General features: G+C 42.9%; 20 protein-coding genes, 1 tRNA gene and 1 pseudogene. 13 read left to right on the plus strand and 9 right to left on the minus strand.

Annotated elements, in window-relative coordinates:
• Positions 1-232: 232 nt before the first annotated feature.
• The 10 genes from LU290_RS08380 to LU290_RS08425 all read left to right on the plus strand — a co-directional run bounded on the left by LU290_RS08380 (position 233) and on the right by LU290_RS08425 (position 13,988).
• Complete coding sequence (locus LU290_RS08380) at positions 233-733, plus strand: hypothetical protein (RefSeq protein WP_277808151.1); 501 nt, start codon at positions 233-235, stop codon at positions 731-733.
• Between the two features lie 95 nt (positions 734-828).
• Positions 829-1,338 (plus strand): hypothetical protein, encoded by a 510-nt coding sequence (locus tag LU290_RS08385; protein ID WP_277808152.1) that lies wholly within the window; start codon positions 829-831, stop codon positions 1,336-1,338.
• Positions 1,339-1,397: 59 nt separating this feature from the next.
• Positions 1,398-1,898 (plus strand): hypothetical protein, encoded by a 501-nt coding sequence (locus LU290_RS08390; RefSeq protein ID WP_277808153.1) that lies wholly within the window; start codon positions 1,398-1,400, stop codon positions 1,896-1,898.
• 48 nt (positions 1,899-1,946) lie between these two features.
• On the plus strand, positions 1,947-2,447 hold the full coding sequence (locus LU290_RS08395; protein WP_277808154.1) for a hypothetical protein: 501 nt from the start codon (positions 1,947-1,949) through the stop codon (positions 2,445-2,447).
• Between the two features lie 31 nt (positions 2,448-2,478).
• Positions 2,479-5,064: a Fe/S-dependent 2-methylisocitrate dehydratase AcnD gene (gene acnD, locus LU290_RS08400; RefSeq protein ID WP_277808155.1), complete on the plus strand. Its 2,586-nt coding sequence runs from the start codon at positions 2,479-2,481 to the stop codon at positions 5,062-5,064.
• Between the two features lie 80 nt (positions 5,065-5,144).
• Entirely contained in the window at positions 5,145-7,586 is a 2,442-nt protein-coding gene (locus tag LU290_RS08405; protein ID WP_277808156.1) for an SIR2 family protein, read from the plus strand.
• Between the two features lie 5 nt (positions 7,587-7,591).
• Positions 7,592-8,758: a 2-methylaconitate cis-trans isomerase PrpF gene (gene prpF / locus LU290_RS08410; protein ID WP_277808157.1), complete on the plus strand. Its 1,167-nt coding sequence runs from the start codon at positions 7,592-7,594 to the stop codon at positions 8,756-8,758.
• A gap of 213 nt (positions 8,759-8,971) precedes the next feature.
• Positions 8,972-11,401 (plus strand): penicillin-binding protein 1A, encoded by a 2,430-nt coding sequence (locus tag LU290_RS08415; RefSeq protein ID WP_277808158.1) that lies wholly within the window; start codon positions 8,972-8,974, stop codon positions 11,399-11,401.
• Positions 11,402-11,813: 412 nt separating this feature from the next.
• Positions 11,814-12,713 (plus strand): diaminopimelate epimerase, encoded by a 900-nt coding sequence (gene dapF, locus LU290_RS08420; protein WP_277808159.1) that lies wholly within the window; start codon positions 11,814-11,816, stop codon positions 12,711-12,713.
• A 273-nt stretch (positions 12,714-12,986) separates the two neighbouring features.
• A complete protein-coding gene (locus LU290_RS08425) occupies positions 12,987-13,988 on the plus strand; it encodes a tyrosine recombinase XerC (protein WP_277808160.1) in 1,002 nt (333 codons plus the stop codon).
• Between the two features lie 210 nt (positions 13,989-14,198).
• Here LU290_RS08425 and LU290_RS08430 read toward each other — a convergent pair whose 3' ends face one another.
• The 8 genes and pseudogenes from LU290_RS08430 to LU290_RS08465 all read right to left on the minus strand — a co-directional run bounded on the left by LU290_RS08430 (position 14,199) and on the right by LU290_RS08465 (position 22,303).
• Positions 14,199-16,289 carry a TonB-dependent receptor domain-containing protein gene (locus LU290_RS08430; protein ID WP_277808161.1) on the minus strand — a complete coding sequence of 697 codons (2,091 nt, stop codon included), beginning with the start codon at positions 16,287-16,289 and terminating at the stop codon, positions 14,199-14,201.
• Between the two features lie 219 nt (positions 16,290-16,508).
• Positions 16,509-16,766, minus strand: a complete 258-nt coding sequence (locus LU290_RS08435) for a YfhL family 4Fe-4S dicluster ferredoxin (protein ID WP_277808162.1) — start codon at positions 16,764-16,766, stop codon at positions 16,509-16,511.
• Positions 16,767-16,776: 10 nt separating this feature from the next.
• Entirely contained in the window at positions 16,777-17,121 is a 345-nt protein-coding gene (locus tag LU290_RS08440; RefSeq protein ID WP_277808163.1) for a DUF4298 domain-containing protein, read from the minus strand.
• Positions 17,122-17,142: 21 nt separating this feature from the next.
• Positions 17,143-17,571, minus strand: coding sequence for a type II toxin-antitoxin system VapC family toxin (locus LU290_RS08445; protein WP_277808164.1), 429 nt, complete (start codon positions 17,569-17,571; stop codon positions 17,143-17,145).
• Between the two features lie 10 nt (positions 17,572-17,581).
• On the minus strand, positions 17,582-17,881 hold the full coding sequence (locus tag LU290_RS08450) for a hypothetical protein (protein WP_277808165.1): 300 nt from the start codon (positions 17,879-17,881) through the stop codon (positions 17,582-17,584).
• A gap of 23 nt (positions 17,882-17,904) precedes the next feature.
• A complete protein-coding gene (gene trhP / locus LU290_RS08455; RefSeq protein ID WP_277808166.1) occupies positions 17,905-19,320 on the minus strand; it encodes a prephenate-dependent tRNA uridine(34) hydroxylase TrhP in 1,416 nt (471 codons plus the stop codon).
• A gap of 424 nt (positions 19,321-19,744) precedes the next feature.
• A pseudogene (locus tag LU290_RS08460) lies at positions 19,745-21,142 on the minus strand (ABC transporter substrate-binding protein); the annotation flags it as partial.
• 237 nt (positions 21,143-21,379) lie between these two features.
• Positions 21,380-22,303 carry a polyprenyl synthetase family protein gene (locus LU290_RS08465; RefSeq protein WP_277808168.1) on the minus strand — a complete coding sequence of 308 codons (924 nt, stop codon included), beginning with the start codon at positions 22,301-22,303 and terminating at the stop codon, positions 21,380-21,382.
• A gap of 176 nt (positions 22,304-22,479) precedes the next feature.
• Between LU290_RS08465 and LU290_RS08470 the strand changes: the two genes are divergently transcribed.
• Positions 22,480-22,555 (plus strand) — tRNA-Phe (locus LU290_RS08470).
• A gap of 134 nt (positions 22,556-22,689) precedes the next feature.
• On the opposite strand, the gene LU290_RS08475 is transcribed toward LU290_RS08470, so the two are convergent.
• The gene (locus LU290_RS08475; protein WP_277808169.1) at positions 22,690-23,286 is read right to left on the minus strand and encodes a cytochrome b; all 597 of its coding nucleotides are present in this window, start codon (positions 23,284-23,286) and stop codon (positions 22,690-22,692) included.
• Between the two features lie 255 nt (positions 23,287-23,541).
• On the opposite strand from LU290_RS08475, the gene LU290_RS08480 reads away from it, so the two are divergent.
• Positions 23,542-24,570 carry a biotin/lipoyl-containing protein gene (locus LU290_RS08480; protein WP_277808170.1) on the plus strand — a complete coding sequence of 343 codons (1,029 nt, stop codon included), beginning with the start codon at positions 23,542-23,544 and terminating at the stop codon, positions 24,568-24,570.
• Positions 24,571-24,757: 187 nt separating this feature from the next.
• Complete coding sequence (locus LU290_RS08485) at positions 24,758-25,480, plus strand: response regulator transcription factor (RefSeq protein ID WP_277808171.1); 723 nt, start codon at positions 24,758-24,760, stop codon at positions 25,478-25,480.
• Positions 25,481-25,564 lie beyond the last annotated feature (84 nt).

A 25,564-nucleotide genomic window follows, 5' to 3' on the forward strand; every position in this document is an offset into this window, starting at 1 on the left:
TTTTTAATTGGGAAAATGCGCCTTTGTTTTTAAAATGCACAGTTTTATTTATAGCCATAAGCCGTAAGGTGCGTATTACGCATTGTTTAGAAGTTATATACCAAAAGAACTTTAAAGTTACCACAAAATTTATTTTTGGGCGTAAGGTGCGTATTACGCACCGTTTAGAGAACTGTCTTTTGATTGGTGCGTATTACGCACCTTACGATTGTAGGTTTTCTGGAGTTTAATTATGAAAAATATCGCAATCTCTTTATTGTGCTTATCTTTATTATTAACCGCTTGTCATAAACCTAACAATATTGATATGCAAAAAAATGATAATTTGGCGACAAAAGATGGTATTCAAAGCAATACAGAAAACAGCATTGATGGCTCAATAAATAAAAAAGTAGATATATTTTATTTATTGAATGATGATATCGTTTTACAGGATAATCTTTTTTTAGAACATAGATTTCCAGCTATTTTAACAGTCAATAAAAAATGTTTATCTATTGAGACGATAAATGAAGGAAAAATTTATACATTGGTAATACCAAATACCAATGAAGTTTTGTTTGATGAAAATAAAAATGTTATTGGGTTGTTTAATAAATCCACAAAAAGAAAAATTTTAATTAGTGAAAAAATTGGACTAAGTGACTCAAAAGCAGTAACACCAACTTCATCAAAGAAAGAAGTGCCAAAAGATTGTTCAGAAACCTTATTATTAACACAGGAAATTGTTTGAAATTAAGCGTATTCTATTTTTCACAGCCAAAGGAACTTAGCAATAAAAAACCACCGTAAACCCTACTTGTATTTGTTTGATAAATAAGGTGTTTTATGAAAAATATCTCAATCTCTTTATTATGTCTATCAATGTTGTTAAGCGCTTGCCAACAAACAAATGGTATTGATAAGACAAAACCAAATGAAGCAGAAAATCAACAAAAAACCAATATTGTTGAAAACACAAAAATCAAAAAGGCAGAACCAACAATAGAAAATAAAGAAATATTTTATCTAACAAGCGATGATATTTCTGACATGCCAACAGAACTTCGAGAACATCTAACCAGTATGGATTTAATTATCCATAATAATTGCCTGTCATTAAAATCAAGAAATGATGAAGATAAAATATACACTTTTGTTTTATCAGATGAAAAAGAAATTTTATTTGATGAAAATAAAAAAATTATTGGCTTAACCAACCCTAAGTCAAAGAAAAAATTCTTAATTGGTGAGCAGGTTGGATTAAGTGGCACAAATTCAGTTAATGCCACTTCATCAAAAAAACCAGTACCAAAAGAATGCTCGCAAACTTTATTATTCACAGGGGAAGTTTTTTAATTTCCATACCTATTAAAACTGAATAATATAATAATATTATTCAGTTTTGGAGTAAATATATGAAAATTTATACAATCTCTTTATTTTTATTGTGTTTATCAATGCTATTAGGTGCTTGTCAGCAAACTAATGGTATTGACAACATAAAAACAAATCAAAATGCCAAAACGACTGAAAATGCAGAAGTAAAAAAGATAGAACTACCAACAGAAAATAAGGAAATATTTTATTTAACCGAAAAAGATATTATTGAAATGCCAAAATATTTGGCACAAATGAGAAATGGTATGGATTTAATCATATACCATAATTGTTTATCATTAAAATCAAGAAATGGTGAAAATAAAATATATACTTTTGTTTTAAATGATGACAGTAAAGTTTTATTTGATGAAAATCAAAAAATCATTGGCATTATAAACACAACATCAAATAAAAAAATATTGCTTGGCGATATAGTTGGCTTAAATGGCTTAACTTCTGAACCAGCCACTTTATCAAAAAAACCAGTACCCAAAGAATGCTCGCAAACCTTGTTATTTACAGGGGAATTTATATAGAATTGGTTTTCTAATATTAAATTTAACAAACTTAAAATTGGAGTTCTGATGTTAAATATAGAAATTTGTGATAACAAAGACCACAAAGCCGTTTATTATCGTAACTCTGATGATGTGGCAATTCGGATTACCATTTTGGATTTAAACCATACCATTATTCAGGATGTAATTTCTGAATACGATAAAACAGGTAAACATATTTGCGATGTGTTATTTGGTACAGACCCAACCGAAATTATTGCTTATCGTGAATATCATTTTTGTGACGATAAAAATGCGAGCGGTTGGACGGATTATAAAAAAGTGAATGGCGAATTTATCAAATTGCACTCAAAAAATGGTGTTTGGATTATTCAAGATGAACTGTTTCGTTGCGATTGGTTTTATCCAAATGGCGAATTGGCATTTTATGATGTGTTTAAATTTGATGATGATATTGGCGAAATGTGCAAAGAACATTCTTATTTTGCCAACTCAGAAGTAATTTTGGATTATGCTGATAAACCAAAATTAGAGCATTTTGATGATTATTATTTAGATTTTTTATAAAAAATTTTTTCACAGCCAAAGGAACTTAGCAATGAAAAACTACCGTAAACCCCTACCAAACACCGAGCTACATTATTATGATGTAGAACAAGCGATTAACGATGTCAAGGCGGACAGCTACAAAACACTCCCCTACACCGCCAAAGTGCTTGCCGAACAGCTCGTTCGCCACTCACACGATGACCCAAAATTAGGCGAGTATTTAACACAGCTTATTGACAATAAACAAGAATTGGACTTTGCGTGGTATCCTGCACGGGTGGTATGCCACGACATTTTGGGACAGACCGCCCTTGTGGATTTGGCGGGACTGCGTGATGCGATTAGCGATGCAGGGGGCGACCCTTCCAAAGTCAATCCTGTGGTACAAACTCAGCTGATTGTTGACCACTCGCTTGCGGTGGAACACGGGGGCGATGACCCTGACGCTTTTGCCAAAAACCGTGCCATTGAAGACCGCCGAAACGATGACCGTTTTGACTTTATCAATTGGACAAAAACTGCCTTTGAAAATGTTGATGTTATCCCTGCGGGTAACGGCATTATGCACCAAATCAACCTTGAAAAAATGTCGCCTGTGGTGCAGGTTAAAGACGGCATTGCCTTTCCTGACACCTGCGTGGGGACGGACAGCCATACGCCACACACGGACGCTTTGGGCGTGATTTCGGTGGGCGTGGGCGGACTTGAAGCCGAATGCGTAATGCTGGGCTTGCCGTCAATGATGCGTACGCCTGACATTGTGGGCGTGCATTTGACAGGTAAACGGCAAGCTGGCATTAGTGCGACTGACATTGTATTGGCTTTGACCGAATTTTTGCGTGCCGAGCGAGTGGTGGGGGCGTATTTGGAATTTTTTGGCGAAGGGGCAAACTCGCTGTCGGTGGGCGACAGAGCGACCATTGCCAATATGACCCCTGAATATGGGGCAACCGCAGGGCTGTTTTATATTGACCAAAACACTTTGGATTATCTCACCTTGACAGGGCGAGAAAGCGAACAAGTGAAATTGGTGGAGCAATACGCCAAAACCGTTGGGCTGTGGGCGGATAAAATGACAAATGCCCAGTATCCACGAGTTTTGGAGTTTGATTTATCAAAGGTAACTCGTAACATCGCAGGACCTAGCAATCCGCACGCCAGAGTTGCCACGAGCGACCTTAAAGCCAAAGGCATTGCAGGGGTGGTAGAAAATCGTGATGACGGCTTAATGCCTGACGGAGCGGTGATTATCGCCGCGATAACGAGCTGTACCAACACTTCCAACCCAAGAAACACCGTTGCCGCAGGATTATTAGCCAAAAAAGCCAATGAATTGGGTTTAACTCGTAAACCTTGGGTCAAATCGTCCTTTGCCCCTGGTTCTAAGGTTGCTCGCCTTTATTTAGAAGAAGCCAAATTATTACCCGAACTTGAAAAATTGGGCTTTGGCATTGTCGCTTATGCCTGCACCACTTGTAATGGAATGAGCGGTGCGTTACGACCAGAAATTGAACAAGAAATCATAGAGCGAGATTTATACGCCACAGCCGTGTTGTCGGGCAATCGCAATTTTGACGGACGCATTCACCCACAAGCCAAACAAGCGTTTTTGGCAAGTCCGCCCCTTGTTGTGGCGTATGCGATTGCAGGAACGATTCGTTTTGACATTGAAAATGACTCACTTGGCAATGACCAAAATGGCAATCCGATTTATCTAAAAGACATTTATCCAAGCGATGATGAGATTGATGACATCGTGGCAAAATGCGTCAAACCCGAGCAATTTCGTGAAATTTATATCCCAATGTTTGATTTAGATAAATCGCAAAAGGCAAACAGTCCGCTTTATGATTGGCGTGAACAGTCCACTTATATTCGCCGTCCGCCCTATTGGGAAGGGGCTTTGGCGAAAGAATGCCAATTACAAAACTTACGACCGCTTGCCATTTTGCCTGATAACATCACGACCGATCATTTATCGCCGTCCAATGCCATTGTCAAAAATTCGGCGGCGGGTGAATATCTTGCCAAAATGGGCGTGCCAGAAGAAGATTTTAACAGCTATGCCACGCACAGGGGCGACCATTTGACCGCACAACGGGCGACTTTGGCAAATCCCAAACTCTTTAATGAAATGGTCAAAAACGCTGACGGCACAACCCGTCAAGGCTCGCTGGCTCGCATTGAACCAGACGGGCAAGTGGTGCGAATGTGGGAAGCGATTGAGACCTATATGGAGCGGGGTCAGCCTTTAATCATCATCGCAGGGGCGGATTATGGGCAAGGGTCAAGCCGAGACTGGGCGGCAAAAGGCGTACGGCTTGCAGGCGTGGAAGTGATTGTCGCAGAAGGTTTTGAACGCATTCATCGCACCAACCTTGTGGGAATGGGCGTGTTGCCATTGCAATTTATAAACGGTCAAAATCGCCATACGCTTAAATTGGACGGTACGGAAATTTATGCGGTACAAGGGGAAATCTCGGCTCGCTGTACTTTGGATTTAATCATTGAACGCAACAATGGCGAGACCCAAACCGTGCCTGTCTTATGTCGTTTGGATAGTGATAGTGATGTGAGAACTTATAAGGCGGGGGGCGTGTTAAGGGAGTTTGCGAGTAAATTTTTAGATAGCTAAAAATTTGTCAATCGTGTAAAGGCAAGGCAATTTTGCGGTAGAATCGTCTTGTTGGTTTTAATTTTTAAGAGGATTTAAATATGTCTGAACAAAACTTTGAAAACGAAATTATTGAAGGCTTGATTGGTGGCAGAGCAATTTTGTTTACTGGAGCTGGTTTTTCTGTTGGAGCAATAAATCTAGAAGGTAGGTCTCCTGTAATGGCAAGAGGGCTTTCCGCTAAAATTGCAGAATTAATTTCTGTTGAGGAAGATAAAGAAGATTTGGGTTATGTGTCAGATAAATTAATATCTCATCACAAAGAAAAAATACCTGCTTTAATAGAGCTTTTGAAAAAAGAATACAGCATCAAAGAAAGTAGCGAAGAACAAAACCTATTTGCATCCATTGATTGGCGTAGGGTTTATACCACAAATTATGACCAAGTTTTTGAAATGGCACTAAAAAGCAATGGAAAGCCATATACTTCTATTGATATGGATATGAAGACCGCTAATTATATCCAACAACAAAATACTTGTATTCACATCAATGGATTTATAGATAACCTAAAAGAAAGTGATTTGGATGGAAAATTTAAATTATCAAATTCATCTTATGTTTCTCCCGATGGTTTTTTAGAATCTGATTGGTATGGATTATTCAAAAGAGATTTGGATAATAGTTCAATTATTTTATTTGTTGGCTACTCCCTATACGATTTAGATATTGAAAAAATTTTATTTTCAAAAAATGAAGTATTTCAAAACAAAACATATTTTATAGTTGGAGAAAATTGCAATGAGAGACAAGTATACAAACTATCAAAATACGGAAAAGTAATTAAAAAAAATTATGATTTTATATCACAAATTATTAAAAATAACAGAAATATAATATCCAATAATGATAAATATATTGTATCATCTTTTGATTTATGCAGTTTTTCTGACTATGAAGATAAGTATTTTTCTGATGATGATATTAAGGATTTCTTGGTACATGGCAAGCTAAATAAGATGGCAATAAAGAATTCTGTTCTCGATGAAAATTTTGATAAATATGCTATTTACAGAGAAGATATTGATAATGTAGTTGATGCATTAAGCAACAATGATTATGATATTGCTATTGGTACCAGTGAATTTTGCAATGGAAAAAGTGTTTTTTGCGAGCAATTATCTATCATTGCTACAAGTCAGAATTATCATGTTTATATCGCCAATGAACATTTCGAATATTTTTATGACGATTTATCGTTCATAAATAAACAATCTGGAAAAGTTCTTGTAATTATTGATGATTATATAAGGTATAAAAATGAAATAAAAGATTTCATAAAAATAAAATCCAAAAATATTAAATTATTTTTAACAGCCAGAACATCAGAAAATATAAAATCATTCAATGACATTGGCATAGATAGATATTATAGCTTGGATTTAGATTACCTAAAAATTGGGGAAATCAATCAACTTGTATCTATATTTAATGGCTTGGGTGTGTGGGGTGCTAATGCCAATTTAACAGACTTAAAAAAGCTTCAAAGAATCAAAGATAACTACGAAAGTCAAATATCTTTAGCTTTGTCTGATATTTTAAACTCCGAAGTTGTTAAAAATAAAACCAAAAATATACTAAGCGAAGTATTTAATGTTTTTAGTAGAAAAACAATATTTCATATATGTTTTTTTAAAGTTGTAGGAATAAATTTGGACAAAGATTTATTGGATGAGATTATTCAGAATAAGGAAATTTACGACAGTTCAAAAATTAACAACAAATACTTTTTATCATTATTTTCAAATGAAAAGAATGTTATTTCTGGAAAATCAAGCATCTTTTGTGCTTGGATTATTAAAAATTTCTTTAATCCCAGGGAAATAATGAACGAAATGCACACTTTAGCCAAATATTTCGATACACGAAGAAGAGATTTTTATAATAGTTATCAAAGAGATAAGATTTTTAAATCTGTTTTGAGATTTTCTTTTATCGAAAGAATATTACCCGAAAGTGGAAAAAGAGATAATTTAAAATACTACTATGATAAATTAAAGAATGATATTGATTGGCTAAAATATGACCCTCATTTTTGGCTTCAATATGCAATGGCTTTCATGACATTTCCAGATAAATATGACGAAGCTCAAAATTTCCTAGACCAAGCATACTCTTTGGCTGATAAAAAAATAGGGTATTCTATTGATAATATACACAATCAACAAGCTAGATTGTTTATAAAACAAGCTAGACAAAATTCTGATGGAAAAATCTGTTTTGATTTTTTTAAGAAGGCACATAATTTATTGAGACAAACACCAAATGATGTCTACAAGTACAGACAAATGAAAGAGTATCATGAGTTATACAAGGATAGATTTCATATCTTGAGCAAAGAAAATAAAAAAGATTTTTTAAATCTAATTAAGCAATCTATTAAATCACTTGAGATGCAAATAAACAGTCAATTTGACCCTCATTTGGATTTGTTAATTAATACATTACACAAAATTACTTCACAAAATACAAGTAAGGAGTAATCAAAATGCAAACCCCAATCCCAGCCACTTATATGCGTGGTGGCACATCAAAAGGCACATTTTTTAATTTGGCGGATTTGCCCGAGCCTTGCCAAGTAGCAGGGCAAGCACGAGACTTGATTTTACTCCGTGTCGTGGGCAGTCCAGACCCCTACGGCAAGCAGATTGACGGACTGGGCAACGGCTCATCAAGCACTTCCAAAGTCGTGATTATCTCACCTTGCACGGACGGCACGCACGATGTCAATTATCTGTTTGGACAAGTGGCGATTGATAAGGCGATGATTGATTGGTCGGGCAACTGTGGCAATTTGACAGGGGCGGTCGGCTCATTCGCTATTTTTAATGGCTTGATTGATAAAGCAAAAATCCCCGAAAATGGCATTTGCACCGTCAAAATTTATCAAGAAAATATCTTTAAGACCATCATCGCCTATGTACCCATCAAGGACGGAGCGGTGGTAGAAACGGGCGATTTTGAGCTGGACGGCGTAACCTTCCCCGCGAGCGAAATCAAAATTGAATTTATTGACCCTGTGGACGACACGGGCGAGATGTTCCCCACAGGCAATTTAAAGGATACTTTGACCGTGCCTGATGTGGGCGAATTTGAAGTTACGATGATTAACGCAGGCATTCCCACGATATTTTTGTACGCTCACGAGCTTGGGCTTTCAGGCACAGAAAGGCAAGCCGACATTAACACGAATGGCGAAATTCTCGCCAAATTAGAAAAAATCCGTGCTTACGGTGCGGTCAAAATGGGCTTAATTGATGATGCCAAAGAAGCAGTCAGCCGTCAGCACACACCCAAAATCGCTTGGGTTGCACCGCCTACCGACTATGTCGCATCCAGTGGCAAAACCGTCAAAGATGATGACATTGACCTTTTGGTGCGGGCGATGAGTATGGGACAACTGCACCACGCAATGATGGGGACGGCAAGCGTGGCGATTGGCACGGCAGGGACGATTGTTGGGACGATTGTCAATGATGTGGCAGGTGGTAAGGCGTTGAACGAAGTTACTTTTGGACACCCGTCAGGCATGCTTACTGTTGGTGGGCAATCTGAATGCGTGAATGGCAAATGGGTTGCTCGTAAAGTATCTATGAGCCGTTCGGCAAGAAGGCTTATGACCGGACAAGTATGGGTGCCTGCCGATAGTTTTTAACCACCCCACCCCATCAAGCAGCATTTTCCAAGCTGGCGAGCATTCCAAGCCCAAAGATACTTGCACATCAGCTTGGCAAATGGCACGCCATCAAACACCCAAACGCACATATTTTTTATTCTTTTGAGTGCAATACTGGCATTTTTTTCATAACATGATAAAATGGCACATCTTATTCATAAAAATTCGCCTTTGATGGCAAGCTAAGACACCATGACAAAGACCACTTCAAACGCCAACAACATCTCGTTATTACCCATTCTTTTGCGCATTCTTGGCGCCATCGTTGCCTTGATTTTAATTTTGGTGCTTGCTTTTCCCATCGGCTTTTATGGCATGGCGATGTATTTGCAGCCAAATCTGCCTGATCTTAAAAACATCGACACCAGCAAATTTGAAATGCCCTTGCAGATCTATACGGCGGATAATAAGCTCATCGGTCAGTATGGCAACCGCTTTTCAATGCCCGTGACTTATGAGCAAATTCCAAAACAGCTGATCAATGCCTTCTTAGCGGCTGAGGATTCTAGCTTTTTTGAGCACAGTGGCATCAGTGTTAAAGGCATTGGGCGTGCCTTGACCGAAGTGGTCACCAATGATGACACCCAAACTGGTGGCTCGACCATCACCATGCAGGTCGCCAAAAACTACTTTTTGAGCGCAGAACGCACCCTAGACAGAAAGCTGACTGAGCTTTTCATCGCTCGTAAAATTGAAAATGAGATGAGCAAAGATGAAATCTTAACCTTGTATGTCAATAAGATTTATCTGGGTGAAGGTGCTTATGGTGTGGCTGCGGCAGCACGAAAGTATTTTAGTAAGACCTTAGATGAGCTGACGATCGCTGAGATGGCGATGATTGCAGGTTTGCCAAAAGCCCCTTCTGCTTACAACCCTGTGGTCAATCCTGAACGAGCTTTGATTCGCCGAAATTGGATCATCGGGCGTATGTTGGAGGACGGGCACATCAGCCAAGCTGAGCATGATGAGGCGGTCCAAGCACCCATCGGTCTGCATCTGTATCGTGAAAAGCTTGATTTGAACATGCCTTATTTGGCGGAAATGGCCCGTAATAGTCTGGTCGAGAAGTATGGCGAATCAGTCATGGACAGCGGCTGGCGTGTGCAAATGACTGTCAGCAGCGATGAGCAAATCGCCGCCGAGCAAGCACTCATCGCAGGACTTCGAAATTATGACACTCGTCATGGTAATGGCTGGCAAGGCGCAGAAGCCGAATCTGGTGACTTAAATAATTTCCTTAATTATGACAACATGTATCCTGCGCAGGTTACCAAAGTAACAGGCAGCGGCTTTGAGGCGAAAATCCAGTCTGGCGACACCATTCAAGTCGCTTGGTCTGGCGGCATGAATTGGGCTCGCCGCTTACTGGAACCCGGTAAGACAGGCGGCTATTTTAGCGCTCCAAGCCAGATGGTGCAGGTGGGCAACATCGTGCGCGTCACACCACTCAACGAAGAAAAAACCGCTTGGCGACTGACACAGCCACCTTCCATTCAGGGTGCTTTGGTCTCTATCCACCCTGAAAACGGTGCGGTGCGTGCATTGGTTGGTGGTTTTAATTTTAACCACAGTAAATTCAACCGTGCCACCCAAGGCTATCGCCAACCCGGCTCTATCATCAAGCCACTCATCTATGCTGCCGCCTTGGAAACAGGCAAATTTACCCCAAGCAGCCTCGTGTCTGACGCTGCCATCAGCATTGGCGGCTGGCAACCTAAGAATGCCGATGGCAGATATACTGGCGACATGCCAGTGCGCCGTGCGCTCGCCCTATCAAGAAACACGCCATCGATCCGACTGCTGCGTGCCACAGGACTTGACTACGCTCGCCAGACGCTTGACATGATGGGGCTTGAAAAAGAGCGCCTGCCAGCGACATTGGCACTGGCACTGGGTGCGGCAGATGCTACGCCACTGCAGATGGCGACTGGTTTTGCCACTTTGGTCAATGGCGGTCATCGTGTGCAGCCCTACTTTATCGAGCGCATTTATGATTTTAATAATCAAACCATCTTTCAGGCAAACCCTGTCCAAGCCTGCGCTGTGTGCTTTAATGAAGCCTTGGACAAGCTGAACGCATCCGTCGCCAAATCTTTTGAAGAAAGCAAAAATCAAGCCACAGACACCACCCAGACCGAGCCAGCCTTTGATACAAAAGGCAGCACGCTACACGACCGCTTACAACCCAAAACACCTGCCGTGTATGCCAACGCCCAGCAAGCCCCTCGTGTCATCAGCCAAAAAACCGCCTACGAGATGGCTGGCATGCTGCGTGAAGTCATTACAAGTGGTACAGCAAGAAAAGCCTTGGCGCTTGGTCGCTCAGATGTGGGCGGCAAGACAGGTACCACCAACCAAGCCAAAGATGCATGGTTTGCTGGCGTGCACCCGACCAGCGCAACGATCGTCTGGGTGGGCTTTGACAACCCTGCACCGATGGGCGCCAATGAGTATGGTGGCGTGGCAGCCCTGCCCATCTGGATGAGCTTTACTCGTGAGCAGCTGCGTGGCACGCCTGTGCGCTGGGTCTCCGCCAACGACCGCTCAAAGGCTGAGAAAGAGACTCAGCACATCATCAATCTCACCGATGATGTGCCATCAGGTCAAAAAATCACCAATTAAGCCAACGGCTCAGCTAAGAAAAACGGTTAAACTCGGTTAAAATTTCATACATATCATGGGGTGAATCATTCTCGCCCCATGATTTTTATCACACGACCACACCGAACCAAAAATACGATGCAGTCTTGCAAGGATGAATCGCAATCTCCCTAGGCATTTATGGTAAATTTTGTGTTAATTTTAACATTCTTTGTTTAAAGTCCTATGTTTAAAATCCTATAAGCGCAGCCTCACCCCATCTTTCATCAACGCTCACTTTAAACTCAGCCAATCTGAATCATAACCATCTTTTAAACACAGTAAAACAAATTTATCAAGCAAATCATCGCACATCATGGTAAGATAGGAACATACGCAGGACGCGCATCAGAAAAGGAAATATTCTTAGTTTTAACAACACAAAGGAACGACCATGCTTATTGAATTTACCAAAATGCACGGACTAGGGAATGACTTTATGGTCATCGACCTAGTAACTCAGCGTATGAATCTAACCACTGATTTGGTGCGTCTGCTTGCTGATCGTCATGTGGGCGTAGGCTTTGATCAGCTGTTGATTGTTGAGCCACCCAGCCGCCCTGATGTGGATTTTAAATATCGTATTTTTAATGCTGACGGCACAGAAGTCGCCCAATGTGGCAACGGCGCAAGATGCTTTGCGTCATTTGTACAAGCTCGCAAACTCTCCTTTAAACAACGCCTGCGTGTAGAGACCGCCAGTGGTATCATCACACTATCCACCGACCGCTACGGCTGGGTGCAGGTAGATATGGGCAAGCCAAAATTTGAACCCCACGAGATTCCATTTGCCCCACAAGCCATCACCAAAGTTGGCAACTCTTATCGCCTAAATGTCGATGGCACGCCTGTTCAGCTCTACATCGCCAATATGGGCAATCCGCACGCCGTCATCAAAGTAGATGATGTTTTGACCGCCGATGTGGAAAAATTAGGCAAAGCCATTGAAAATCACCCTGCTTTCCCTGAGCGTGTCAATGTCGGCTTTATGCAAGTCATCAACCAACGCCACATTCGCCTGCGTGTCTATGAGCGTGGTGTCGGCGAAACCCAAGCTTGTGGCACAGGTGCGTGTGCCGCTGTCGCAACCGGTATTCGTGAGGGCTGGCTTGATGAGGGCGTGGATATCAGAGCTCAATTATACGGTGGCAGTCTGGCGATTCGCTGGCAAGACGGCTATTCTGTGATGATGACAGGACCGACAGCCTTTGTTTTTGAAGGGGTGTTCAGCCCAGATGGACTTGCCGCCCAAGCAGGGATTAACCTTAGCCCTAATGAGACGGACGATTATTGATTAAGTGGTTTGTCCATTAAATGATCGTCAAGCCAAAACTTGACAATGAATATGGGGCGAAAGATTTTTCGCCCCTGCAATGCCATAAAAATCCTGCATCATTGGTAAAGCAATGTAGGTTGGGTTGAGGCACGAAACCCAACAAAATCAAAGAGTTACACTAAAAATAGTAGGCTTTGCCTACCCTACACGACTGATCTTACCAAACCCAACCCACAAAACTGATAACTTTGCCATTAAACCACCCCATCATCAGCCCCAAAACCAACCACCATGCGACTCAACAGCCTACTTGCCAAACTTACCCCCACCGAAAAGCCCATCCCATCACAGGCGGATTTACCCAAGAATTGGGCGGTCGCACAGGCATGGCTTGATGATTTGTCCTTGCAAAATTATTCCGAACACACCATCACCGCCTACACCACCGCCCTGATGCGATTGATGAATTTCATTGAGCAAGACATACGACTGCAAGGCGACTATCTGGCGTTTGACCATAAGGATTTGAGCCGATTTTTGGTATTAAGATTGGAAAAAGATGGCATTAAGGCAATCAGCGCCAAACAAACGCTCTCTGCCATTCGTAAATTTTATGCTCATTTGATTAAAATCGGCAAAGCCGCACACAACCCCACCACAGGCTACCGCCTAAAAGCCGAGCCCAGAGCCTTGCCCAAAGTCGGCGATGTGGATATGATGGCTCAGCTACTGGATCAGCCCATGCCAGATGATGCCGCCAAAGCTCGGCTATGGATACGAGACAGAGCGATGTTTGAACTGATGTACAGTAGCGGACTTCGTTTATCGGAGCTTGCCAGTCTTGATGTCAATGACATTGACCTGACGGCAGGGGTAGTCAAAGTGCTGGGCAAAGGCAATAAAATGCGTCTTGTCCCTGTGGGCAAAAAAGCCATTGACGCCATCAGCATCTACCTGCCCCACCGAGACCTATGGCAGGAAAATACTGACGCCCTATTCATCAGCGAGCGACATGGCACACGCCTAAGCACCAGAGCCATACAGCTTCGTTTAAAGGTCTGCGCCACCAATGCAGGCATCGCCCAAAATCTACACCCCCACCTACTTCGGCACTGCTTTGCTTCACACATACTGTCTGCCAGTGGCGATCTGCGTGCGGTACAAGAAATGCTCGGACACACCGACATCAGCACCACGCAGATTTACACCCAAGTGGATTTTAGCACGCTAACCAAAGTCTATGACAAAGCCCACCCAAGAGCAGTGTCTCGTGTGCTAAAATATGAGAAGTAAAATTCACATTCATCAAAACAAAACTTATCCCCAAAATCTGTGGATAACTGTGTGGAAAAACAGTACTTTTATCGGCACACCCTTTATTTTATCAAGCATTGTTCGTACTGTGATTTTTATTCATCGACTGTGGATTCATCAGAATCTTTTAATCAAAAAAACCACCCTGCCAAATGACAGGGTGGGTGGAGAAAACTTAAGAAATAACAATTAGTAAGTGAAGTTCACGCCAACACGATATTCACGACCTACGCCTGGCAAGCCAGAGATGGCTGAATGCGAATAATAGAACTCATCGCCCACATTATTCACGGCAAAATTCACATTGAGTTTATCATTGTTAAGTGGCTTCCAGTTAGCATAGATGTCTGTAACATCATAACCATATTTGGTCATGTTTAGGTCATTGCCGCGATTGCCATTTACTTGTGTTTGCCATGCACTTTGACCTTTGACATCATCAACTTTGCGATGATTAACACCAACTTCTAGGTTTGGCTGAGCAAAACGATAAGCCAAACCTGCTGTCCAAGTACGACCAATGGTGCTACCAAATTCACGATTGCTAAAAGCAATATTGCTACCATTAGCTGCTTTTTGGCTATAGTATTGTGGATCGCTCTCTGCCACACCTAGACGAGCTGTAAATCCATTCCACTTATATCGCGTATTGATTTCATAGCCTTTATTTTTGGCGTATCCCACATTAAAGATTTTATTCACCGGATCATTTTGATTATGGCGAGCACCAGAAGTTAATAGATTATCAATCTTCTGCCAGAAATAAGTACCATCTACCGATAAGTTGCCATTATTGTAGTTAAAGCCTACTTCGGTGTTTTTCGCTTGCTCCGCCTTTGTACCTTCTGCGATATCAGCTGAACGACCACCTGCCGACAAAAGTGCATCAACAAGGCGTGGACTACGAGTAGCATAGTTATGAGTAGCACTAAAACTTAGGCTCGGTGTCGCTTGATAAATCACACCAACACTCGGATTTAAAGCGCCATCAGAGGCTTTATTACCATACACCGAGGTGTAATCAAAATGATCATAACGCAAGCCACCAGTCAAGGTGAAATCACCAACATTACCAATCACCTCTCCATAAACACCGATGTCGTCTTTTTCGGTGGTTTGCAATTTGCCATTATTTTCACGGTTTGGCGAGGTTTCTTGATGGCGGTAGTTCACCCCGTATTTAAATACGGTGTCAGCATTAACCTGTTTGTCGAAACCTAAATTAGCACCAGTTGTTTTTACAGAAGTTGTATTAGCAGCTGCCACTTGACCTGCATAGCCATTACCCACATCAGAGTTAGAAAAACGCTCATTTTTCATCAAATACACATTGGCTTGTGCGCGACCCAAAGCACCAACACCGCCAGTATATTCAAGATTGGTGTTCTCCATTGATAGTTCGCGGTAGAAACCCTCATTTCCAACAAAATAGTCAAATTCCTCACGAACATTTCGCACACCTTTGTTCGTAGTGTTAAAATGGCTAAGTACGAAACGATGATCACCCAAGTTATAGCCTGCCTTAATCAGATAGCTTTCTTTATCCATCGCCTGAAAAGCAACTTCATCACTTGGATGTTTTTCATTAACTGCGGTATAAGGACTGACATACTGACCTGATTTTGCATTACTATCCTTACGACCCTCTTTACGACCTGGCTTGTAGTTATCTTGGCTTGCTTCATTGTAGCTAACCAAGAAATCAAAATTACCTGCTTTACCAAAACCAGTAACGCCATAGCTATGCTCATCATTCGAGCTGTAGCCTGCATTTACTTTTACACCCCAATCTTTGTCAGTATTTCTCAAAAGGTCGGCAGCTTCAACAGTCTTCGCTACAATCGCACCGTTGGTCGCACCAATACCTGCTGATGCTGAACCTGCACCTTTTTGTACAGAAACAATCTTCACCAAAGATGGGTCTAGCATATGGCGACCTTGATGGTATAGGATTTGGCTGTCCGAGTAGGCATTGTCCACTTTGACATCCACTGAGTTTTGACCCATACCACGAATGGTCAAGTACTGTGAAGTACCATTACCACCACTAAAATCAATCGATGGCTCGCTGTTTAGCAGCCCACGCAGATCCGTTGCTGTGCTTTCGTCCTTTTCTTGTAGTGTTACGACATTGGTCTTAACTTTGGTGCCTTGGCGGTCAATGGTAACATTTAAAGCATCCAAAGTTACCGAAGGCTCCTCTTGCGCCATTGCCACTTGCGTGCTCAGCGCACCCAGCACGGCAACTGCCAATGGTAGGCGTTTTAAGGTGTGTTTCATACATTACTCCATAATGTCTATGATTGGCAATACGCTAAGATTTTGGAGAGTTTTTATCAAAATCTTAGCACTTAGTAATAACTTGACAACAATTATATCAAATCTAAATAAATTTGCAAACAAAAATTATTATTATTTATATAATAAAATAATTCCCATATGCGATAAAAAGTAACGCAATAATCGCAAAAAAAATAACCGCTTGTTTAAGCGGCTATTTTATTTTCCCCAAATTTTCTTATATTTTGCCATCAGATCATCAGGCGTCTCAACACGCTCAGGATCCTTGATGATACAGTCAATCGGGCAGACCTTATCGCAAGTCGGCTCATCATAAAAACCCACGCACTCGGTGCATAGGTCGGGGTTGATGACATAGGTTTTTTGCCCTTTTTGGTCATAGCTGATGGCATCGTTGGGGCATTCTGGCTCGCAGATGTCGCAGTTGATGCAGTCGGTGGTGATTTTTAGTGCCATTTGGTTTGTCTTATGATTCGTTTTCGCTATAAAATTCAGGCTTGTCTTTGTCCAAAGCTTTGGTTGCCGTCCGCAAAAAATCCCACAGTAAAACCTGCTGTTCATGAAAGGCATTCCACAGCGCATCCTCGCTCATCACGCTGTATTCGCCATCGGTGGTCAAATCCACTTCCAAGCCATTTTCAATCTTTTCATAAATCTCTCGCCATTCGCCATCAAAATAAAACTCTTCCATCTGCTTAATCAAAGCGGTGCTTTTTTGTAGGTCTTGATGGGCTTGCTCAAGTTTGGCTTGTAGCTCTAGCCATTCTTTGTAGGCGGTCTGAATTTCTTTAATGCGGTCTTGGGGAGTCATGGGTTTCTCAAAATAGGTTTTTCAAATGAAATGTTCAAAAGGATTGATTAATTTAACAGGCATACCATCAAAATCTTTTACATTGCGAGTGGCAACCGTTAAATCATGGGCGATGGCGGTGGCGGCGATATAAGCGTCATTGGTGCTTTTTGGGTTGGGGATATTTAGGCTGGCGTAAATTTGAGCAACCTTTTCATCAACTGGTAGAATTCTACCGTCAAATTTCTTAAATACCCAATGATTTAGCCAATCTTCCAATACATCAGCTTGCACAAAATCCTTATTATGGCGTTTTAACAAAACACCAAATTTTAATTCGCCAACCACAATCGCACTCAAATAAACTTTTGAAAAGTCCAAAGTTTTGACCCAATGAGTTACATTGGGGTCGGCTTTATTTTGCTCTATTTTTCTGACTTCGGAAATCACATTGGTATCAAGTAAAATCATTGCTTTTTCCTTAATCGTCAAATAAAGTTTCCAAATTATTTAGATCTGGTGGCAACTCTTTAAATTCAGGAATGTCAAAATCCATATCACCAATTGCCTTATACTCCATGCACGCATCATATAAGGTTTTTGACTTGGTTGGTTCTTTTGGTAACAAAACAGACAGCAATTCTTTTAATTGCACAAAAGTAGAATAATCCAATTGCACTTTTTCAATGTCGTTGTGCTGATTTTTGATAAAAATACTATTATCCTGCAAAGCGGTATACAGCCGCCCTGCATTGGCATTAATATTAGGATTGATATTCATTTCAACTCCTTCTTGATTTAAAATCAAGTAAAAATCGGCTCATCAACTTTTTTCATCACAAGGGCGAATTTTAATAACTCTTTATCCATTTCTTTAAAAGGATTGTTGATTTGGCACACCCAACCAGAACCCAATGCCGACTCGATTGGTTCGCCTTTTTTGTCCCACATTTGCTCAAGTCGATAGACCAAATTGCCCTGCGGAGTCATGATTTCAACTTCATCGCCGACGCTTAGTTTGTTTTTGATTTGCAAAATCAATTTATCATCGACAATGTCCGATACTTCGGCGACAAATTGCTGATGGTCGGTTTTTGATGAGCCGTATTCATAGTTTTGATAATCTGAATGCACATGACGGCGTAAAAAGCCTTCGGTATAACCACGATTGGCAAGACCATCAAGCGCGGTAATAAGACTTGTGTCAAATGGCTTGCCTGCCACCGCATCATCAATGGCACGGCGATACACTTGGGCAGTTCTGGCGACATAATAATGCGATTTGGTACGCCCTTCGATTTTTAAAGAATGCACGCCCATTTGTGTCAATTCTGGCACAAGCTCCACTGCGCGCAAATCTTTTGAGTTCATAATATAAGTGCCATGCTCATCTTCGTACATTGCCATCAGCTCGCCTGGACGACCTTGTTCTTCGATCAGCACCACTTCATCAGATGGTTTTTCGACATAATCATCACCCATGATGACATCGCCGTTTAGGTTGATGGTGGCAATGTCGCTGTTTTTGCTGTCAGGAACGAAAACTTGCGGTGTGGCTGGCACAATATCGCCCGTCTCATTCTCGGTCGCCTTATAGGTATTATAAGACCAACGGCAAGCATTGGTGCAAGTGCCTTGGTTGGCATCTCGCTTATTGATGTAGCCAGACAACAGGCAACGCCCCGAATATGCCATACAGAGCGCCCCGTGGACAAACACTTCGATTTCCATCTCAGGCACTTCGGCGATGATTTGTTCAATTTCTTTTAAGGACAATTCACGGCTGACAATGACACGAGACACACCCATCTGTTTCCAAAACTTCACCGTTGCCCAGTTCACCGCATTGGCTTGCACTGACAGATGAATCGGCTGTTCTGGAAAATGCTCACGCACCATCATAATCATGCCTGCGTCCGACATAATCAGTGCGTCAGGTTTCATCTCGATGACAGGGCGAATGTCTTCGATAAAGGTTTTTAATTTGGCATTGTGGGCTTGGATATTGACCACCACATAAAATTGCTTACCCAAAGAATGTGCATAAGCAATGCCTTTGGCAAGATTTTCTTCGTCAAAATCGTTGTTCCGCACTCGCAAAGAATAGCGAGCCTGCCCTGCATACACGGCATCCGCCCCATAAGCAAAGGCGTATTGCATATTTTTAAAAGTACCTGCTGGACATAAAAGTTCGGGTTTACGGATGGTTTGGTTTGTCATAGGATTGGCTTTTTAAAATTGAAAAATTGCTCTTATTATAGCAATTTTGCAGATAAAAATCATAGTAAATTTGTAAGGTTTGTCATGTCGCCACTGCACTCATCACAGCCTAAATATCAGCCCTAAAATAAAAACAGCCACTCTGCGATGGCTGTTTTTTGGTGGACAAAGCTTGGCATCACTCGGTGATTTCCCAATCTTTGACATACCAGTTTTTAAGCGGATCATTTGGACTGATGCCTTTTAAATGCGTCTTAATCAGGCTTGGACTGACCGCAGTAAATACAGGCATGATGGCTGCATCTTTTTGTAGCAATCTTTCAGCATCAACATAAGCCTGACGACGACTCTCATCGGTCGCACCAGCAGACAGCGTCGAGTCCATCAGCCTGTCGTACTCAGCATTGCTATAAAAACTGGTGTTATTGCTATTGCCAGTACGCATCAGATTCAAGAAAGTCGATGGCTCATTATAATCTGCGCACCATGCAGGGAAAGAGATTTGGAAATTGCCCTGATGGCGCGTATCAAGGAACATTTTCCATTCTTGATTGATGACTGAGATCTGCGCATTTGGCAGATACTGCTTATACAGTGACGACATTGCCGAAGTCAAGCGCTTACCACCCTCGCTGGTGCTGTACAAAATCTCAACCTTGGCAGGATTTTGCTGGCTGTATCCAGCCTGCGCCAACAGGTCATTCGCCATCTTGGCACGCTCTTCCATAGGAAGGCTTGCCCAGTCTGGCAACACCTTCGTCATGCCTTGGGTGTAATGCGGGGTAAGCTGATAACTTGACTCCTCACCACGACCAAGCACCTCTTTGGTGATCAAATCTCGATCCAGCGCCATCGACAGCGCCGTACGCACACGCACATCATCTAGCGGCGCTTTTTTGGTGTTGTATTCAAGATAACTGGTGCATAGTGTCGGCGTCACCACCACTTCATCAGGCAGCTCCGCTTTCAAATCTTTAAACATCTCGGCAGGCACGCCAGAAAAATCCACCTCGCCAGCCTTATAACGAGACATCGCTGCTTGTGCAGTTACTGGCAAAAACGCAACACTATCAATCTTGGTATTTGCATTGTCAAAATAGCTTTCGTTGCGTTTTAAGATGATATGCCCATTGACTTTCCAGTCATCAAGCTTGTACGCACCATTGACGACGATATTGGCAGGGTCTGTCCACTTATTGCCATGTTGCTCAATGGCTTGTTTTGGCGTGGCAAAGGTCGCAGGCAAAAGCATTAAATCCGCCAAATAAGGCACAGGATCTGTGGTGGTAATTTCAAGGGTGTAATCATCCAATGCCTTGACGCCCAATGTGCTTGGCTGAGCCTTACCCTCACTGATTGCTTGAGCATTTACCACTTTTGCATCCACCAGATAAGTACCATAAGGCGAGGCGGTGCCAGGGTCGGTCAATCGCTGTAACGCAAACACAAAGTCGTGCGCTGTCACAGGTGTGCCGTCAGACCACTTGACATCATTTCTCAGCTTAAAAACCCACACCTTATCATCAGCACTCTCCCATTGTTTTGCCATCGCTGGGACGGTCTTGCCGTCTTTATCGGAGGCAGTCAAACCCAAAAACATCTGGCGATGAATGGAGAAAGAATACATATCGGAGGCTTTTTGCGGATCAAGCGACTCTGGCTCGGCGCCATTGACAATGACAACATCAGCGATTTTATTACTAGACTTGGTGCTTGATTTTGTGTCGCCTGTACCCGATGTGGCAGCTTTATCGCCACAGCCTGCCAAAAGAAGGCAACTCGCCATCAAACCTGCAAATAATGGTGTGGGTGTTAATTTCATAAATCATCCTTATTTTTGAAAATATCACTGAATGAAAAACACTCTGTTACACAACAACAAAGCACAGGTAATGTAACGCAAAATCCCTACAAAGTCCATACCCATTCATAAAAAAAATCTCAGTCCATCCAAATCTTATCAAGCCAATACTTGTACCGTATCATCAATGGCAAAACCATCAAATAAATCCAAAAATCATGCCAAGCTTATCATTCAGCCCACCACTTACGGCAGTTTTTAATACCCCCGTTTTTGTAGCCAATCCACCATTTGCAAGAGCAGATTATGCTCGCCAAAAGTTGCCACCTGCTCCCTTGCCTGCCCAAACAGCTCGTCCGCATAGGCACGGGCTTTTTCTACGCCCAAGAGCTTGACATAAGTGGATTTGTCCAATTTTTCATCACTGCCTGCCATCTTGCCAAGCGTTGCCGTGTCCGCCACCACATCCAGCACATCATCTTGCACCTGATAGGCAAGCCCAATGAGCTTGGCATAACGACCCAAACGAGCCAGCGCCTCGCCATCAGCTTTGGCACACACCGCCCCCATCAGCACACACGCCTCAATCAACGCCCCTGTTTTGTCGGCGTGAATGCCCTCCAACTCATCTTGCGTTAGGGATTTTTGTTCGCCATTTAAATCCGCCTGCTGACCCGCCACCATGCGTCTGGCATTGACGGCAAGCAGTTTGGTCAATTTGGCAAACACCGCATCATCAATCGCCCCAAACCCAGAAAAATCCTCGCCCAGCACCTCAAAGGCAAGCGACTGCAAGACATCGCCCACCAACATCGCCGCCGCCTCGCCATAGACCACATGACAAGTGGGCTTGCCACGGCGCAGCTCGTCATCGTCCATGCACGGCAAATCATCATGCACCAAAGAATAACAATGCACCATCTCAATGGCAAGCATGGCACGGCGAACATCGTCCAGACGCTCATCATCGCCACCCACCGCCAAAAAAGTCGCGAGCACCAGCAGTGGTCGCACTCGTTTGCCACCGCCTGCCACCGCATAACGAGTCGCCTCATCTAGTGGCTTTGGCAAATGCACTTGGTCAAACACCGCCTCAAAATCCGCCATCAACCGCTCCGCCACAAAAGCCTGCACGCCTGCCAGTGTTTTTTTGTCAAATACCAACGCTTTTTTGTCAAACATCGCTCATTCCAATCAGTAAAATTGCCTTTATCATACCCCAAAACTGCCTTTTTTTGGGGAATTTTGGCAAAAAATCAAAAAACTTTCAAAAATTTTAAATTTTTTTGCAAAAAACACTTGCAAAGTTCAAAAATTCGTATATAATACGCACCACTTAGCCAGCAAAGCTAATCAACGGCGCGGTAGCTCAGTCGGGAGAGCAACGGATTGAAAATCCGTGTGTCGGCAGTTCGATCCTGCCCCACGCCACCATATTTAAAAAAGCACTCAATGATTTGGGTGCTTTTTCTTTTTTAAGTTTTTTAAATATTTTAAGCATTTGCCATTTTTTCAAACCCTTTGCCCAATAAAAACTCCGCCCAATGGACGGAGTTTTAAACCTATGCTTAACGCATTCTGGCAAGAATATTGTCCTTGACGACAAACTGATGATACAAGGCAGCGCCAATGTGCAGCACGATGAGCAGCCACATCGCCGTCCAGACAAAGTCGGTGTGCCAAGCATTCATGAGTCTTGCCATGTCTGCATCTACCCCGACCAGCATCGGCATCTCAAACAGCCCAAACACGCTCACGCCACGACCGCCATACATCGACATCAGCATGCCTGTCAGCGGCATGGCAAGCATCGCCACATATAAAGCTAGGTGCGTCAAGTGCGCAATCGCCGTCTGCCAAGCTGGGGCTGACAAAGGGGCTGGCGCTTTGGTGGCGACACGAGTGATGATGCGCAAAATCGTCCAAATCAAAAAACTTGCGCCAATCGACTTATGCAGACCGATGTACTCGTCGCCCAAATTGATGGCGATGAATGCCGCCAAGATGAGCAGCGCACCCACCCAGTGAAAGATACGCACGGCAAGCGTGTATTTGTGGATTGGCTGTGCAGCACTCATAAAAGTCTCCAAAGTCAGATTTTTGACGACGATGTCAGTAGATGATAAAATAAAAACAAGTGTAGCGGATTGGCACAAAAAATCCATAGGTTTTTGTTTGTGATTTTGTTAGTAATGATAATAATTACCATATAAACCTGCCAACCACCTTATTTTTGTATTTATTTGTAGAAATCACCTTTTAAATTACATACAAATCCAAGCAACGACTCGGCAAGCCAAGATCAACCCTTAAATTTTAGGTTTGTCCATCATAAAGCGACAAATGAGCAATTAAATCAAGTAAATCACACCAATAAAAATCAAGCATCAAGGCAAGGCAAAAAAAGGTAATTATTATTTATGTTACTTACAAAATCAGCGATGGCAAAAATTGGTCTGTATAGCACGACAATCCTTGCTCTGCTTGGCTGCGATCCCGTCTCGTCTGCAACCGATGCTTTGAGTGATAAAATTGACCAGCGAGAAGATTCGTTCATCACCAAGCGAGACCAAAAACTCAAAGACGAAGTCAGCCGCGCGCCTGCCATCATCGAAGGCGACACCGTCATGCTGGATAAATCACAGCTGACCTCCGTCAAGACCGCACGCTATCAGCCCAGCTTTTCGCTAGAAGGGGTCATCAAGCCCATTTTGCACACACCAATTTACCCGCCTGATGGCACCGCCGTCAAAGAAATGCTCGTCAAAGCAGGCGAGGTGGTCGAAAAAGATCAGCCCATTGCCATCATGACTGCCACTCACACAGGCACACCGACACCGCTAACCGCCCCACACGCTGGCGTCATCAGCGAAGTGATTGACGGTGATGACAAAGAAAATGCCCCTCTGTTTTATCTGTCAGATGAGTCAAAATATCAATTTGTCAGCCGCCTGCCAAGCTACCTAAAACCACACATCCAGATTGGCAACAGTGTTGAGCTGACCATCGAAGGCAACACCTTTGGCGGTCAGGTCACCAATGCCACCATCGACCACACAAGCTTTGAATATCTTGATGTGCAGGTGCAAATTCCACCCAAAAAGGACAATCTACAAGCCCTGCGTACAGGTCAGCTGGTCAAAGGTGTCATCGAATACGGGCAAATTGAAGTCGGTGCGCTGCTGCCAGACTATGCCATCATGGGGGATGACCTAAACCCACTGGATCTAAGCGCACTGTATGTGCCGCCACACAAGCCATCAGCACCCATCACTGCGAGCGCTTGGGTTGTCAAGCAAAACGCACACTTACAGCTCGCGCCCATTCATGTCATCGAATATCAGCCCACCACACGCCGCTTTTTGGTCTCAGGCATCACCGACGACAGCCTGATCGTACTGACCACCCTGCCCAAAAATGCCGATGGCAAGCAGGTCATCATCGACTGATACGGCAAAATTGTTACAGTCAATCGCCAAAAACGGTGGATTTTTTGCACAATTCTTGGAAAAATTACGCAAAATCCATAAAAATTCAAAATTGGCTACAATTTAACACTTGCTAATATCTATAAACATTGGCAAGATATAGCATACTTATTTTTTATTGACATTTAAAACTTTTAGGACAATAACCATGAACAAACAAATCCTACTTATTGAAGACGATCCAGATTTGGCGGAGCTGGTCAGTGAATATCTGTCGATGAACTATTATGAAGTGCATCATGCCGCCACAGGTCAGGCTGGGCTTGATCTTTTGGACGCCAAAGAGCGAGACATCAGCCTCATCGTGCTTGACTTGATGCTGCCTGACATGGACGGCATGCAAGTTTGTCAAAAAGTCCGTAGCGCCAAAAACCCACAAATCAACAAAGTGCCAATCGTCATGCTCACCGCCAAGGGTGACACCACCGACCGTGTGCTGGGTCTTGAAATGGGCGCAGATGACTACATCTCCAAGCCCTTTGAGCCTCGTGAGCTGTTGGCTCGCATTCGTGCCGTATTGCGCCGCCACGAGACGCCAAACCAAGCCGATTTGCACTCTGGCAGTCTGACCTTTGGGCGCTTGACGGTATTTCCAGACAGTCATGAAGTCACCATCGATGATAAGATTGTCCGTCTGACCACACACCAATTCCAACTACTGCACTACTTTGCCACACACGCAGGCAAGGTGCTAAACCGTGAGCAGCTCTGGCAAGCCATGCCAAATGACGACAGCTCTGAGAACATTGATCGTGCCATCGATGTGCATATTTCACGCCTAAGAGCATTGATTGAAGACAATCCTCGCCAACCAAAACGCATCATCACCGTGCGTGGCGTTGGCTACCAATTTGCCACCGACCAAGTGTGATCTGACAGCAAAAGACCATCGTCCTGATGGTCTTTTTGTTTTTTGGCTTTTATTTTAGGTTTTGATTGTAAAGATTGGCGCAGC

This window comes from Moraxella nasibovis, from assembly GCF_029581575.1.
Lineage (GTDB): Bacteria > Pseudomonadota > Gammaproteobacteria > Pseudomonadales > Moraxellaceae > Moraxella > Moraxella nasibovis.

Coding starts and splice junctions, on each gene's coding strand:
- prpF (WP_277808157.1), top strand. CDS start 7,592: ATGCAAACCCCAATCCCAGCCACTTATATGCGTGGTGGCACATCAAAA.
- LU290_RS08385 (WP_277808152.1), top strand. CDS start 829: ATGAAAAATATCTCAATCTCTTTATTATGTCTATCAATGTTGTTAAGC.
- LU290_RS08405 (WP_277808156.1), top strand. CDS start 5,145: ATGTCTGAACAAAACTTTGAAAACGAAATTATTGAAGGCTTGATTGGT.
- LU290_RS08395 (WP_277808154.1), top strand. CDS start 1,947: ATGTTAAATATAGAAATTTGTGATAACAAAGACCACAAAGCCGTTTAT.
- LU290_RS08425 (WP_277808160.1), top strand. CDS start 12,987: ATGCGACTCAACAGCCTACTTGCCAAACTTACCCCCACCGAAAAGCCC.
- LU290_RS08445 (WP_277808164.1), bottom strand. CDS start 17,571: ATGATTTTACTTGATACCAATGTGATTTCCGAAGTCAGAAAAATAGAG.
- LU290_RS08430 (WP_277808161.1), bottom strand. CDS start 16,289: ATGAAACACACCTTAAAACGCCTACCATTGGCAGTTGCCGTGCTGGGT.
- LU290_RS08440 (WP_277808163.1), bottom strand. CDS start 17,121: ATGACTCCCCAAGACCGCATTAAAGAAATTCAGACCGCCTACAAAGAA.
- acnD (WP_277808155.1), top strand. CDS start 2,479: ATGAAAAACTACCGTAAACCCCTACCAAACACCGAGCTACATTATTAT.
- LU290_RS08415 (WP_277808158.1), top strand. CDS start 8,972: ATGACAAAGACCACTTCAAACGCCAACAACATCTCGTTATTACCCATT.
- LU290_RS08475 (WP_277808169.1), bottom strand. CDS start 23,286: ATGGATTTTTTGTGCCAATCCGCTACACTTGTTTTTATTTTATCATCT.
- trhP (WP_277808166.1), bottom strand. CDS start 19,320: ATGACAAACCAAACCATCCGTAAACCCGAACTTTTATGTCCAGCAGGT.
- LU290_RS08380 (WP_277808151.1), top strand. CDS start 233: ATGAAAAATATCGCAATCTCTTTATTGTGCTTATCTTTATTATTAACC.
- LU290_RS08390 (WP_277808153.1), top strand. CDS start 1,398: ATGAAAATTTATACAATCTCTTTATTTTTATTGTGTTTATCAATGCTA.
- LU290_RS08450 (WP_277808165.1), bottom strand. CDS start 17,881: ATGAATATCAATCCTAATATTAATGCCAATGCAGGGCGGCTGTATACC.
- LU290_RS08480 (WP_277808170.1), top strand. CDS start 23,542: ATGTTACTTACAAAATCAGCGATGGCAAAAATTGGTCTGTATAGCACG.
- LU290_RS08465 (WP_277808168.1), bottom strand. CDS start 22,303: ATGTTTGACAAAAAAGCGTTGGTATTTGACAAAAAAACACTGGCAGGC.
- LU290_RS08485 (WP_277808171.1), top strand. CDS start 24,758: ATGAACAAACAAATCCTACTTATTGAAGACGATCCAGATTTGGCGGAG.
- dapF (WP_277808159.1), top strand. CDS start 11,814: ATGCTTATTGAATTTACCAAAATGCACGGACTAGGGAATGACTTTATG.
- LU290_RS08435 (WP_277808162.1), bottom strand. CDS start 16,766: ATGGCACTAAAAATCACCACCGACTGCATCAACTGCGACATCTGCGAG.